General features: G+C 39.9%; 17 protein-coding genes. 3 read left to right on the top strand and 14 right to left on the bottom strand.

The window, feature by feature from the left end:
* Position 1: 1 nt before the first annotated feature.
* Positions 2-1,978, bottom strand: a complete 1,977-nt coding sequence (gene parE / locus EKQ44_RS04100; RefSeq protein WP_237662276.1) for a DNA topoisomerase IV subunit B — start codon at positions 1,976-1,978, stop codon at positions 2-4.
* 428 nt (positions 1,979-2,406) lie between these two features.
* Positions 2,407-2,820 (bottom strand): CoA-binding protein, encoded by a 414-nt coding sequence (locus EKQ44_RS04095; protein ID WP_237662275.1) that lies wholly within the window; start codon positions 2,818-2,820, stop codon positions 2,407-2,409.
* Positions 2,821-3,007: 187 nt separating this feature from the next.
* On the opposite strand from EKQ44_RS04095, the gene plsY reads away from it, so the two are divergent.
* Complete coding sequence (plsY, locus tag EKQ44_RS04090) at positions 3,008-3,613, top strand: glycerol-3-phosphate 1-O-acyltransferase PlsY (protein WP_237662274.1); 606 nt, start codon at positions 3,008-3,010, stop codon at positions 3,611-3,613.
* Positions 3,614-3,648: 35 nt separating this feature from the next.
* Here plsY and EKQ44_RS04085 read toward each other — a convergent pair whose 3' ends face one another.
* The 6 genes from EKQ44_RS04085 to EKQ44_RS04065 are packed head-to-tail and all read right to left on the bottom strand — an operon-like array spanning position 3,649 to position 6,511.
* Complete coding sequence (locus tag EKQ44_RS04085; RefSeq protein ID WP_237662273.1) at positions 3,649-4,116, bottom strand: 8-oxo-dGTP diphosphatase; 468 nt, start codon at positions 4,114-4,116, stop codon at positions 3,649-3,651.
* A gap of 1 nt (position 4,117) precedes the next feature.
* Entirely contained in the window at positions 4,118-4,249 is a 132-nt protein-coding gene (locus EKQ44_RS21385) for a hypothetical protein (RefSeq protein ID WP_269151526.1), read from the bottom strand.
* Positions 4,250-4,271: 22 nt separating this feature from the next.
* Positions 4,272-4,670 (bottom strand): VOC family protein, encoded by a 399-nt coding sequence (locus tag EKQ44_RS04080; protein ID WP_269151525.1) that lies wholly within the window; start codon positions 4,668-4,670, stop codon positions 4,272-4,274.
* Positions 4,667-5,248, bottom strand: coding sequence for a nucleotidyltransferase family protein (locus EKQ44_RS04075; protein WP_237662272.1), 582 nt, complete (start codon positions 5,246-5,248; stop codon positions 4,667-4,669). The genes EKQ44_RS04080 and EKQ44_RS04075 overlap by 4 nt, the downstream gene beginning before the upstream one ends.
* A gap of 52 nt (positions 5,249-5,300) precedes the next feature.
* Positions 5,301-5,927, bottom strand: coding sequence for a zinc dependent phospholipase C family protein (locus EKQ44_RS04070; protein ID WP_237662271.1), 627 nt, complete (start codon positions 5,925-5,927; stop codon positions 5,301-5,303).
* A 2-nt stretch (positions 5,928-5,929) separates the two neighbouring features.
* Positions 5,930-6,511 (bottom strand): histidine phosphatase family protein, encoded by a 582-nt coding sequence (locus tag EKQ44_RS04065; protein WP_237662559.1) that lies wholly within the window; start codon positions 6,509-6,511, stop codon positions 5,930-5,932.
* A gap of 208 nt (positions 6,512-6,719) precedes the next feature.
* Here EKQ44_RS04065 and EKQ44_RS04060 point away from each other — a divergent pair, with 208 nt between their 5' ends.
* On the top strand, positions 6,720-6,977 hold the full coding sequence (locus EKQ44_RS04060) for a hypothetical protein (RefSeq protein ID WP_237662270.1): 258 nt from the start codon (positions 6,720-6,722) through the stop codon (positions 6,975-6,977).
* Between the two features lie 29 nt (positions 6,978-7,006).
* The gene (locus EKQ44_RS04055) at positions 7,007-7,426 is read left to right on the top strand and encodes a DUF3139 domain-containing protein (RefSeq protein WP_269151564.1); all 420 of its coding nucleotides are present in this window, start codon (positions 7,007-7,009) and stop codon (positions 7,424-7,426) included.
* Between the two features lie 35 nt (positions 7,427-7,461).
* Here EKQ44_RS04055 and EKQ44_RS04050 read toward each other — a convergent pair whose 3' ends face one another.
* The 6 genes from EKQ44_RS04050 to EKQ44_RS04025 all read right to left on the bottom strand — a co-directional run bounded on the left by EKQ44_RS04050 (position 7,462) and on the right by EKQ44_RS04025 (position 13,838).
* Positions 7,462-7,962 carry an arsenate-mycothiol transferase ArsC gene (locus EKQ44_RS04050; protein WP_237662268.1) on the bottom strand — a complete coding sequence of 167 codons (501 nt, stop codon included), beginning with the start codon at positions 7,960-7,962 and terminating at the stop codon, positions 7,462-7,464.
* A gap of 10 nt (positions 7,963-7,972) precedes the next feature.
* Entirely contained in the window at positions 7,973-8,524 is a 552-nt protein-coding gene (locus tag EKQ44_RS04045; RefSeq protein ID WP_237662267.1) for a GNAT family N-acetyltransferase, read from the bottom strand.
* Positions 8,525-8,564: 40 nt separating this feature from the next.
* Positions 8,565-8,714, bottom strand: coding sequence for a hypothetical protein (locus tag EKQ44_RS04040; RefSeq protein ID WP_237662266.1), 150 nt, complete (start codon positions 8,712-8,714; stop codon positions 8,565-8,567).
* 390 nt (positions 8,715-9,104) lie between these two features.
* On the bottom strand, positions 9,105-9,692 hold the full coding sequence (locus tag EKQ44_RS04035) for an SGNH/GDSL hydrolase family protein (RefSeq protein WP_237662265.1): 588 nt from the start codon (positions 9,690-9,692) through the stop codon (positions 9,105-9,107).
* Between the two features lie 788 nt (positions 9,693-10,480).
* On the bottom strand, positions 10,481-10,669 hold the full coding sequence (locus tag EKQ44_RS04030; RefSeq protein ID WP_237662264.1) for a hypothetical protein: 189 nt from the start codon (positions 10,667-10,669) through the stop codon (positions 10,481-10,483).
* Positions 10,670-10,781: 112 nt separating this feature from the next.
* A complete protein-coding gene (locus EKQ44_RS04025) occupies positions 10,782-13,838 on the bottom strand; it encodes an efflux RND transporter permease subunit (RefSeq protein WP_237662263.1) in 3,057 nt (1,018 codons plus the stop codon).
* Positions 13,839-14,060 lie beyond the last annotated feature (222 nt).

The following is a 14,060-nucleotide window of genomic DNA, read 5'->3' as shown; positions in this document are numbered from 1 at the left end:
GTTATACCTCCTCTGTTGCGACCAACAAGTTATCATTTTCTAGAATATTAGGATCTTCTTCAAGTCCGAACGCTACATGGCTCTCAATCCATTTACGTCTTGGTTCCACTTTATCACCCATAAGTGTGGTCACACGACGTTCTGCACGGGCCGCATCATCGATTCGTACGCGAATAAGAGTACGGGTATCAGGGTTCATCGTTGTCTCCCAGAGTTGGTCCGCATTCATCTCACCAAGACCTTTATAACGCTGGATGGTATAGCCACGCCCAATCTTCTGGATGGCTCCTTGCAGTTCTTCATCGGACCATGCGTATTCCAATACCTCTTTCTTTCCAGTACCTTTGCTCACTTTGTAAAGAGGAGGAAGTGCAATGAACACTTTTCCAGCTTCAATAAGCGGCTTCATATAGCGATAGAAGAAGGTAAGCAGCAACACCTGGATGTGCGCCCCATCCGTATCGGCATCCGTCATGATGACAACTTTGTCATAGTTGATATCATCCACTGAAAAGTCCGGTCCAACTCCCCCGCCTATCGCATGGATAATCGTATTGATTTCTTCGTTTTTGAAAATATCGGCTAGCTTGGCTTTTTCGGTATTGATCACTTTACCCCGAAGTGGCAAAACCGCTTGAAAACGGCGATCACGGCCTTGTTTTGCTGAACCTCCTGCAGAGTCCCCCTCCACGAGGTAAATTTCGTTTTTCTGAGGATTACGGGATTGAGCAGGAGTCAATTTACCGCTCAACATAGCGTCTGAACGCTTACGCTTTTTCCCGCTTCTGGCATCTTCCCTTGCCTTACGAGCTGCTTCACGTGCTTGGAAGGCCTTAATAGATTTTTTTACAAGCATGGAGCTTGTTTCTGGATTTTCCTCTAAGAAATATGCCAGATGCTCGGACACTACACTGTCCACTGCAGATCGTGCCTCACTCGTTCCAAGTTTTCCTTTCGTTTGACCCTCAAATTGTAAAAGCTCTTCAGGAATGCGCACAGAAATAATGGCAGAAAGACCTTCACGAATATCTGAACCGTCCAAGTTTTTATCCTTATCCTTGAGAAGATTCACTTTCCTGGCGTACTCATTAAAAATACGGGTCATGGCCGTTTTCGCACCCGCCTCATGTGTACCACCATCTTTTGTTCTCACGTTATTTACAAAGGACAAAATCGTTTCTGAATACCCATCGTTAAATTGAAAGGCAAAATCAATTTCAATACCATTCTGTGCACCTTCAAAGGATACGACATTATGTAGGGAATCCTTTTCTTCATTCAAGTAGGAAACAAATGCTTCAATTCCACTTTCATAATGAAAGACTTCCTTGACGGAGTTCCGCTCATCGTTAAGCTCTATTTTTAAACCTTTTAACAAAAAGGCTGATTCACGAAGACGTTCACACAAAGTTTCAAAGTTATAAGTGATGGTACTGAAAATAGTTGTATCCGGTTTAAAATGTATGGTAGTACCTGTTTGATTCGTTGTACCGATTTTCTCAAGTGTGGTTACCGGCTTTCCACCATTCTCAAAACGTTGTTCATAAACGATCCCATCTCGCTTGATCGTAACAATCAACCATTCTGATAAAGCATTCACGACAGAGGCACCTACACCATGTAGTCCTCCACTTGTTTTGTATCCACCTTGACCAAACTTTCCTCCTGCATGCAATACGGTTAAAATTACTTCGGGGGTAGGTTTTCCCATCTTATGCATTCCGGTAGGCATACCACGGCCTTTATCCTTCACGCTTATGCTATTATCTTTGTGTATGGTCACAATGATATGATCCCCGTACCCGCCCAACGCTTCGTCGACGGAGTTATCAAGGATTTCGTATACAAGGTGATGAAGACCTCTGCTGTCCGTGCTTCCAATATACATACCAGGACGTTTACGTACAGCTTCAAGACCTTCTAATACCTGTATCGCATCATCGTTATATTCAATCGTATTTTTTGCCACCAAAAACATACCCCTTTCAATGCTACTGCCAATAAATCTTTATGTATAAGTAAAACGGTTTAGTATACGCATTTGTCGTTTAAGAACAACAAATATTCGTTTATATATTATCATACATTTGAAACTTGTCTATGTTCTATTGTATAGAGTTGTTAACGATTAGCCAACATAATCTGGCTTATTTTGTAATAAAAGGTTGTGTTCGTAAAATTTATTGTAATTTCGTATGTATAAATTAACCGTTACATTTCTTCCTATCATGCTTTTTGACTTACTGTACAAAAAAGCTACATACATATTTTAGAGTAAATCTGCTTTAAAAAGCCCAATTTCCCGATATTTTACGAGAAAATAGAAAACAACAATTGTTGAGAAAAGAGCCTAATAAAAAGAATAAAAATCCTTGTTTTTAATGATAAAAACAAGGACGACTTGATCTATTTTGTTAAAGCGTGTTCCACTTTAATACAACGATCCATAATGACAGTATAGCCCTTTTCCTTTAATAATTCATACGTTTTCTGGTCTGCAAGCCCAAGTTGTGCCCAATAAACGTCTGCATCTACTTGTAGAAATTCTTCGGCAACTCCATATAGATGCTCGGAACGGCGGAATACATTGACGATATCAATATGGCCCTCGACATCTTTCAAAGAAGGTACTGCCTTTACGCCAAGAACTTCCTTGGCTGTCGGGTTAACTGGAATTATTTCATAGCCTGCATCCTGCATTGCTTTAGATACCATATAGGAGGTACGGGAAGGATTATCCGACAACCCCACTACTGCAATTCGCTTGCTCTTTTTTAGAATTTTCCCGATCTCTTCACGGCTAGGTATTTCCATATTCATGTTATCATTCCCCTTCATCTTTATTTATTCATTGTTATACCCGTTTAAGAGCTATTTAACAACTTCTCATACCTGATATTAAGACTTACTCATAAAAAATTCGTGATAAGTTGCAAGAAATCCTTTGCTTCGTGTTAAAATTAACATATATTAAAGATAGGAATTATTACATAAAGGGGTTTAATGAATGACTGAACTACTTATTATTATAATTGCATACCTTCTCGGCTCCATCCCATTTGCACTTGTTGTTGGGAAAGTGGGCTATGGGATCGACATCCGCGAACACGGAAGCGGAAACCTTGGTGGAACGAACACGTTCCGGACACTCGGGATTAAAGCCGGAATGATTGTGACCATTTGTGACATCTTGAAAGGAACACTTGCTGCATCCTTGCCATTTTTGCTAGGAGCTGACATTCATCCGCTTCTTGCTGGTGCGTGCGCAGTTGTCGGACATGTTTATCCCATTTTTGCAAAATTTCGTGGGGGGAAGGCTGTAGCAACTTCTGGCGGCGTGTTGTTGTTTGCCAATCCGCTTATGTTCGGACTTATGTTGTTCTGCTTTTTCCTGTTCTTGTTCTTGACAAAATATGTATCATTATCCTCCATGCTTACAGGAGTGGTGACAACCATCTATAGCATTCTATATGGAGATCTTCCACTAATAATTGCTGTCTCTCTCCTTACGGCGTTTGTCATATTTAAACACCGGGCAAATATCGGGAGGATTATCCAGAAGACGGAACCAAAAATTACTTGGTTATCCTTAAAAAAGAAAAAGGCATCCTAAAAGCATTCGAGTTATGATCGGATGCTTTTTTTCTCCTAATGCCTCGTTACCACCGCGTTTATTGCTTTCTTCTCCTTATCATCCCAGACGATATGTTTTTCAAACGTACCCTTTTCAAAAAATAGAGGAAATCTTTCCTTGAACCAATCTTGCATAGGGAGTTCCATAGCTTTTGAAATGTCCACCCATTTCAATTCTCCCTCTGGTGGAGAGTCTAAGAGATGCCCTTTAAAGGTGTTCGTTATGTAGTTAAAGACCATGTATCTTTCATCATTTATTTCGTCCACATATTCATCCAAGCCCTTGTATCTAAGATTACTTATCACAAGACCCGTTTCTTCACGCACTTCTCGTATAGTACCTTCTGTCAGGCTTTCTGGAAATTCCACTTTCCCACCAGGTCCAATATAACCGGGAAACCCTTTGTCAGGTGGCCTATTTATCAAAAGAACTTTTTCGCCATCGATTACAAGACACATCGTATACATGCTTATATTCGTCATCTTAATTCTCTCCTGTAGTTTTCGTTTCCAGCAACTCTATAATTCTCTTATTCTGCTTTACTACTTGTCCCAGATAGGAGATGATGGTTCCAACACCTATCGCAATCCCTATCAATAGCAATGTGATAAGCAAGCTAAAACACCTCCTATAATTTTTATTCTGAACGTGCTACAAGCTCCACCTTAATCCGATCAGGATCTTCAAAAAACACAGCATAATAGTTTTTTCCACCCGCATAAGGATGCTTATCCATGTATAGCATGTTTACTCCACGTGACTTTAGTTGTTCTGTCAGATAATCTACCTGCCCCCTTGTTGATGCGTGAAAGGCTAGATGATTAAGGCCGACTCGGCATCGGTGATAAGGAATATCCAGAAATCGTTCCTCCGTTTGGACAAATACAATGTATGTATCCCCTAACTTCCAACTCTTGCCCTTATCCCATTCCTGATAAGGCGTATAACCTAATTCTTCTAGCAACCAACCCCAAAACTCTTTCGTTTCCTTCAAGCTAGACACATACAGCTCGATGTGGTGTATCAATCCTGTCATGATTTTACTCCTTCCGCATGTAAAACCGTTATGTTCGGCCAAAGTTCTTGCCAATTTTTCTCCTTCAATCGTTTCTCATAGATAGTTACTAGATCAGGAGATGTTCGAAACGTAGCAGTGGGTTTTACAGTCAGGTTCACTAAATCTTGTAGTCCGCAGGGAGATGCCAATACCAAATTATTGTCTCCATTCAACTTCACGCCAATCGCCGTTGCCGTTTCAGGATATTTAGACATTGCTTCCATGGAGTTCTTGTAGGGTGGTACTTTATTCACCACGTGCATCCTTGCCTGATTTTTAACCGACCAAGGAGCTTGTGGGTATTGTTGCAAAAGTCGTCTTTCTAACTGTTTTTCTTTCTCCTCGGATACATCGTTTCGATCATAATAAATGACATCTATATCTGGTAGTGGCGTTCTAGTGGTATAACTGTGCAAGGCGTCCCACACCTTCGACCGTACAAACCCAGCACATACCCACCAATCGGGGAGATCTAGCGCACTTGCAGCCTTTATGATTTTCATCATCCACTCATCTGATTGAATGAGGTTCAGGATATCTTCTTCCGTTTTAATCAAGAACTGTGCCTCCTTTTACGGCATGCGAACGTATATTCTCATTATACCTAAGTCAGCCTGATGATAGCAAGAGTTTCCAATTAGTTGTTTGCTTAATTGCTTGACACCCTTTGTCGATGGATGTTTCCACATATCCAATCATCATTTCCATCGTAAATACTTGAAGCGGATCTTCGCTAAGTGCAGCTTTCATATCTTGTTCAACATATGGTAAAAAGTTTGATACTTGCTCGGTAGATACTTCATCAAGATTTTGCGCTTGCCCCTTAAAATAACTTTCTTTCAGCCTATCCCCCTCTATATTATAATGATGCATCAACTTTGCATTTAGGAGCTTAAAGTCGTTGTGATACCTCTCCAAAATGGAAGAATCAATCTCCATACGGTTTTTCAACCATGGCAAAAAGAAACCCGTTAGCCATATCTCATCGGCAACTAAGTGGGTATAATAGCCATGGATGAATGCAATATTTTGATGATCATGATATTTTTGAAGAAATGCTTTATAATCTATGCTCCGGGTATAGTCCCCCGTTTCACCTTTATAAAAATGGGAAAGATCCTTAGGAGAAACCGCATCAGGAGCAATTGCCCCCAAAAGAAAGGAACCAACATCCTCTATCTGAAGTCTGGATGCAATCTCGTAAGCTATAATCGTATGCATAAGGCGTGAACCCATTTTTATTTTGCTCCAAGGTGCTTCGTGCAGTTATATAATTCACATTCCCAAAGCCCTTCTCTAACTTTTACAGTCGAGACAGAGGTGTTCTCCAGGTGGTCTTCCATTTTAAGATCTTTCACTAATTCACCAAGAAGATGTCTTATATAGGCACCATGACTGACTACCAAAACATTCTGGGCTGGATGTTTTTCCGAAACTTCTTCGATAAAGGAGAGGGCTCTTTGCAGCACCATCTCTTTCGATTCGATTCCTAAGTCCAGTTCTCTCCAATTTTCTCCCCATTTCTCTATTCTCTCCGGCTCAGTGGTACCTTCAATCTGACCGCCGTTGACCTCTTGGAGCCTGGAATCTAGGAATACCTCGCTTACATTTAGGTTTCTTGCCACAATCTCAGCTGTCTGTTTTGCTCTTAAAAGATCACTAGAGTAAATGACATCCCAGCCTTCACTTTTAATTCTTTTCGCTAACAATTCTGCATCTCTAATGCCATCCTGATCAAGAGGGATGTTGGAACTGCCCTGTGCTCTACGCTCTTTATTCCAAGCAGTACTTCCGTGGCGTACAAGTCCTAATTTAGTCATCATTAAACACTCCTTTGTTTGGAATAGAATGAATTTTTAGTTTAATGGATAATTTCAGGAATGACAACTTATTTTAAACAGATACAAAGGTATACAAAACCTGATTCCTTAAAAAGAAAGTTAACCTTTCAAAAAGCTATATACAACCTTAGAACAATTGTGTAAAATTACACTAAAGGAAACTTATTTACTACAGGAGGTTCATAATATGAAGAGTTTTGCCCTTGTTTTATGGAATGTATTGTCTGGTTTATATGTATTATTATTTTCCTTATGGCTAGCAGGACCAGGAATCGCGGAAACTGAAACTCCTACATACAACCTTTGGTATTTACTCTTCTTTGTTGTTTGGCTTATCGGATTAACCCTTCAATTTAAACGTCCCCTCAGAAAAATTGGAATTAGCACAACACTGCTTCCCTTTATGTTTTATCTGGTCCTTACCGTTCAGGCAATAACAATTTAGTTTTGAATGAAAGAAAGAGGTGATCCACGCTGCCGTCAAAAAAAGGTCCTATCGTACTCGTAACCGTATTCATCATCATTATCGGAATCCCTAATGCATTTCTTTATGTGCTGAACAACGGAAATCCGATTAACAAATACTATGTTGAGAAGCATATACCTGCTCACCTGTCAGAAATGGGATACTCAAAACAGGATATTAACTTACAGGACTACATCGAGCCCAAATACTTGATTAATAAAGATGTCTATCATGGACACTATAGGGTTGTGTTCAAGGATGAACCAAACCTGGAGTACTTGTATGGACTTACGAAAAACAGTAAGGAAGTAGTACAATTCTGCGAAAAAGAATCGCGGATCGGCGACCATTCCTATGGAGACATGACAGCCGAGAAGACTAACCATAGTGAGGAAAATTGCTTGGGCTACTTCGAGAATAGAGAATAATAGCTTTGTAGTTAGCCGGTCGACTTTTAAGCCTTCTAGAACCCGAGCGGCTTTTCCTTATTCCACTTATTAGAGTAAGGAAGTGACAATAGATTTTCTAAAAATATTGGCATGGCGGAGTTTATATAATCCACCATATTTTTTATTTCCATCAAGTAGATGCCTTCCTTATCAGGAGGAGGGACATGGATCGAGGTTTCCTCCTGCTTATAAATTTGATTAAAAAGAGAAATTCTTTTACCATACTTAGCAAAAACATACTCTTTATGCTCAATTCCCATAGCGACAACTACATCAAACTCCTCTAGAAAGGACACTTTAAACTGCCTTCTTTGAAAGGTTGAGGTGTCAATCCCTAATTCATCCATTCTATTGAAATGAACATCTGAAAATTTGCTAAGGTCGCTGGATGATTTAAAGCCGGCTGAGAAAACCTCTATTCCATTCTTCCCCTGGAGCTTTAAATAGTGCTTCAAGCAAAACTCTACGGTGACACTCCTCGTATAATTATCCGTACATACAAATAGAACTCTCAACAAAGGCACCTCACTTGCTGTTTTTATGGATAATGCATTCCATCAACCAACAATCTCTATATTTCCCTTCATGTAGCATATGCTTGGAAAGTACTTTTACTTTTTGAAAGCCGCATTTTTCATAACACTTTATTGCTCTTCCATTGGATGTCATTGGATCCATAATAATGCGACTAGCCTTGTTTTCACTAAAAAGATAGTCCACCATGGAGGTGACTATCTGGGTACCTATCCCTTTGTTCAAGAATTCAGATTCTCCTATAAACTGATCTAGTCCATATACCCCATCCATTCCCTGATAGACTGATAAGTTGCTTGTATCAGAATTGATAGGATAGAATTGAATATAACCAATTTCTTTTCCTTTGTAGACAACCATACACCTTTTCACTTCATCTTCTCTATCGAAGAATTTCCTCTTAACATCTTCCATATCAAACGAAACATCTCGTCCTTCATAGAATTCCAATACTTTAGGATCAGACAGCCATTTAAGTAAGTAACTTTCGTCCATACCTTGTTTAAGTTCCCTTATTTGCAATTCTTCAGTTTGATAAGACATCTTATCCTCCAATTTCAAAATTATTACAGACCTTTTCCATTTATGGATGTAGCGATTCCAGAAAAAGTATCGAGATCACCTGTCTCACAATCAGCATTTGCTTCAACCCTATATGAATATTTTCCATACGGTATTCATCCCCACTTTTAGCAGCACTTATATCATTCTCGGGATGATCCCCAACAAACAAGCACTCCTTCCTCGAGAAATGAAGCAAATGAGCAGTCCTTAAAAAGATTTCAGGATTGGTTTTCTTTTTCTGGAGGAAAATTTTAAGTCGAGATTTTCATCATCGAGGCTATAAAGACAATCTGGAGCGGAATTTTCCGTTGAGATTGTCATTATCAGAGCTGTAAAGACAATCTAATCTGGTGGAGAATTTCCGTTGAGATTGTCATTATCAATGCTATAAAGACAATCTGGAGGCAAATTTTCCGTTGAGATTGTCATCATCAGAGCTATAAAGACAATCTGGAAGGGAATCTTCCGTTGAGATTGTCATTATCAGAGCTGTAAAGACAATCTGGTGGTCATCACTGAAACATTCCTAGTGAAGAAGGTTCCATCAAATATAACCGCCTTAATCATATTGCCTTTCTCCCTTGGAATTTATCTCATGAATTTTTTCCGAAATTAGCTTGGATAAAATGTCATATCCCGCTTCTCCAAAATGGAGACCGTCATTCAATATGCCAACTAGTAGCTTTTCATAATTTGGTCTGGAAAATAGATCAGTATAAAAATCTAAGAAGTGGCTGCCGGTTTCTTCTGCAACATATCTCACCACATCTGCATATTTAGCCAGTTCCCTATTTTTCCGGTTTTGTTGTAGGTTCTCATCCACTGGTGGCGGGGTGATTAATATGGTTTTGTCTGGTCCGATTAGACGAACAATCTTTAACATATTCTCTTTATAAGTGCTAAGTGCCACTTTCTTATGTGACGCAGCATCATTTGAACCAAAGAGAACTGTAACTAGATCAGCGTTGAAAGCCAATACATCCTTTTTAATTCTACCAAGTGCGTCCTTAGTTGTATGACCTGACACGCCTGCATTGATGACATGATAGTCAGGGAGTTGCGAGGTTAGTTTTTCAGTCAGCCGAGGGCTGTCCTTTCCTTCATACCTTGCAGTCAGACTATCACCGAAACAAACGAGAGTTTTCATATGTATGGATACCACCTTAATTCATGTTTTAATAGTTTCTATGTTACCATATAATAGAAAAAACTAAAGTAGAAGAGGACTATAATGGATAATGAATTACTTTCTGATCTATCATTAAAATTTTAATGTTAGATGTGGTTATTCTAATGGTGGGACTGGTGACGAGTCTTATTTAATGAAAGTTTACAAAAATAAGAAAAAAGTAGATAAAGGGTTTGCTTTAAGCTATTACAAGCTTAGCTCCTGACGTAAGTTTATCCGTAACTTATGGACGCTACCGCTTTCTTTAGAAGCATTTATTGCAGCCATGATTCTTACTGATATGGTTAACATATTTACTTTGATGTTTTTAGCAATCATACTCTTAGCTGCTATTATTCAATGCGTTCTTCTTTATAGAAAATGGAAGCTTGACGCTTACCGTTTTTCATATAGGTGAAGTGACTCCTCTGTTATCGCCACGTGTATAAAATCGAGATCCTCTAGAATCTCCACTCAATTTAAAACTGTTCTACCTTTTAATCTTGACCTTATACCTTAAAACTGCGACCTTCTACATTTCCCGAACCTACTTCTACATTTCCCAAGCTACCTTCTACCACTTTAGTTAAATGTTCTACCATTATAAGATTCGAACCACACAAAAAGTTTACATAATACAACTCCAGTAAACCTCAACACGATCCCTCACGAACCATTTAACCATAAAATCTAAAAAACCTAAAAACCGCCTCCCCACGCAAAGAACTAAGCGCAGAAAAGCGGTCCGTCTATTGAGAAAATTCAACTTACTTACCTTCAGCTTCCTGTTGATCTAGGACGGAGAATCCATATTGAACAGGCGTCATTGTTACGGTACGAGGTGTCAGCAAGTTTCTCCACCATTCCTTTTCTGTTTGAACATAGATGAAACTAGAAGGCTCGACTAACTCCACTGCTGCTATCAGAAGAGGATTATTCTTCCCTTCACGCAACATAAAAAGTCAGTGTTTGGCACGTGTGGCTTTATCAAACTCAGTAATCTGTAAGGTAGATTGAAAAAAAGGAACAAGCACCCTTTATCTTTATGATAAGGATGCTTGAAATTATTTAACCAGCTTTTTTAGATTTCGTTACATGCTCTGATTCTTTGTTTCTATTTCGCTTAAACACTTTACGTATCCCTACTCCAAGATCATGGAACAGCATATAAACTGATGGTATCAGGACTAGTGTTATCAAAGTGGAAAACAATAGGCCAGCTATGACCACTGTGGCCAACGGTGCCTGATAGTTACTCGCTGCACCTGTAGAAATTGCAAGTGGCAGCATCCCTCCAACAGTAGTCAACGTTGTCATGAAGATTGGTCGGATACGGTTCTTACCCGCTTCCACCATCGCTTCCCCTACCCCATAATCAGCCGCTCTCAACTGCTTGGCTCGATCAATCAGGAGTATCGCATTATTAAGTACAATCCCTATCAACATAATGACACCCATTCCTGACATGATACTCAGTTCTCGTTGCGTCAACAATAATCCTATTATCACACCTGTAAAGGTCATCGGTATGATGGTCATGACAATAATCGGATGTAGCAAGTGATTGAACTGTACTGCCATAACGACATACACCAAGAAAATGGCAATCGCCAAAATGATAAGCATATCCTGTATGGCCTCTTGTTGCGTCTCAAGACTGCCGCCTACCGAGACAGTGTACCCAACCGGTGTTTCAAATGAATCAATCACTTCCTGCACGGCCCTGTTGACCGAGCCAAGATCACGATTTTCGATATTGGCAAGAACCTTAACGACTCGCTCTCCATCTTTATGGTCAATTTGCCCCGGTGCTTTCACCTGCTCAAAGCTTATATAATTTGAAACCTTTTTCACACCGTCCATAGTGGAAATTTCCATGTCCAGCAAATCAGATTTCTTATTGAATGTTTCATAAGGTGCAATCACGATTGGTGTTCCGGCTTCATCCTGCAAAGCACCAATGGTAATGGAAGAAGTAAGACTGTTCAATTCTCCTAAAATCTGTAACGGAGTAATCCCGTCCTCTTTCATGCTCTTTTCATCCAAGACGATTTGCTCTTCATCTATCATGGCTCCAAGAGAAGTGGTAGTTCCCATGATACCTTCTATTTCTCCCAACTCACTTACCATCTCTGCAGAAAGAGAAGTCAATTCATCAAGATCCTCTCCGCTTATTTCGATCTGAACTGGATAACTTGCTCCTGCGCTCATGACGGAAGCGACATCCATAATTGGATAGTCTTCTTTTAACTCAAGCAACCCTGCGAGAATCCGCTCATTTACTTCCTTTTGCTCTAGCGTGGCTTCTTCTTCAGGGGTCATATTGATTAGCAAGAACATAAATTCGATTTGATCCAGTACAAACCCTTCCCTCACGTCAGGTACGTCTTCCAGCTTGGAATTAATCGCCTCTGCAATCTCATTTTTCTGTTCAGGAGTTACTCCTTTATCCAATGACACCATTATTTCTGAATATCGATTGTACATGTCAGGCATGACGGTCATCGGAACCTTGGTAACTAACGCCAGTGATCCGACAAACATAAGGATGAACAGGAAAATAACACCGTAACGCCTGCGTTTTTTGCCAGTCAGCCACTGTATGAAGCCACCATAGGATTGTATGATTCTGCTTTCTCTTTTTTGTTTCTGTCTTTTTGTCAACATTAAAAATTTCTCCGAAAGGGAAGGAATCAACGTAAAGGAAACGACCACGGAACTTACCAATGTGACAATGACTACCACGGATAGTATGATCATGAACTTCCCTGCTTCTCCACCTAACAAACCTATTGGCAAAAACACGACAATGGTGGTCAACATTGAAGCGAATACCGCCGATGCCACTTCCTTTACCCCAACTAAAACGGCTTCACGATCCTTCAGTCCTTGTTCCTTTTTGCGATAGATAGACTCTAATATAACGATGGAAGCATCCACCATCATACCTATTCCAAGCCCTAAAGCGATCAAACTCAACATATTGATGCTATATCCCAGTATCCACATGCTTGCAAAAGTAAGTAATATCGATAATGGTATGGAGATTCCGATAATGATCGTTGCTCTTACATTTCGAAGGAACAAGAGCAGCACCATGATGGCTAATAATCCACCAATCAGGATGTTACTGGATACTCCATCCACCGCCTCACTAACATAGTCGGCTTGTGTGACTATCTCTTCAAATGCAAAGCCTTCTACCAGTCCTTCTTGCCTTATCATCTCCACTTCTGCACGGACTGCCTCAGCCATGTCAATTTGTGTTACATCTGAGACGCGGCCGATTTGGACAAGTATCACATCCTGGCTTCCATCCTTCCAAACACCAGAGGACATATCACGAACCTGTAGTTTTATATCAGCAAGTTCTCCCAATTCTTTTACACCAGACATCGTAGGGATAAGGATATTTTCCATATCCTCTACCGTCACTAAAGAAGTATTCCATCTTAAGGTTGGCCCGTTCGCTTCTTCTTTCAATTCCCCAAAGGAAGTTATTAGGTTGGATTGCTGGATAGTTTGGATGATTTGCTGGGAATCCACTCCAGATTCAGTCAGCTCGTCACGATTAAGTTGTATAATAACCTCATTCTCTTCCAATCCATCAAACTTTACATCTCTTACTTCTGGCAATGCCTCAAGTCTAGGCTCCACCACATTTTTGGCAAAAGCAGTTATCTCCTCCATGTTGCCATTGGATATATCCATGTAGAACTCGTATTCTTGACTTGTTGTCATTTGGAAACTATTAATATATTGAATTCCAGGAATCTGGTTGGACAGTGGAGCAACTGACGCCTCAATATTCTTATGTACTTCATCCCCTCTTCCCTCTTCTATCATCACGGTAATGGATGACTTTCCAGTATAGGTAGCGGAAGAGTGTGAGTCCACACCATCTAAACCGCTCAGTATCTGTTCTATCGGTTTGGTGATTTTATTTTCTACATCCAACACAGGCATCTCACCAGCATCGACTTGGACAATCGTCATATCAAAAGATATCGGAGGCATCAGTTCCTGATCTAATTTGTTCAATGAATAGAGACCGATCATAAATACAAATACAACCAATAGTCCAACTGCAATTTTTCTCCTTAGTATAAATTCCATCATCGACATCGTATGTTCTCCCCTCAATTTAGAAAAATAAGAATTAATTTCCATCTCCCAAAATTGATTATATGCGCTCAGTAAACAAATAAAAAGAGAATTTTGGAAAATACTTCTTGAGGCGTAGAGAAGTCTAGGACTGCAGGGTATGTTAACCTTCATTAAAAGCCTGTTCCAAAGTCTGTAGCATGTTAAAAAATATAAAAGCGAGTGAATGCAATGAAAAGAAAT

The organism is Sutcliffiella horikoshii (assembly GCF_021991925.1).
Classification (GTDB): Bacteria; Bacillota; Bacilli; order Bacillales; family Bacillaceae_I; genus Sutcliffiella_A; species Sutcliffiella_A horikoshii_F.
This window is presented reverse-complemented; position numbering and strand designations above follow the sequence as displayed.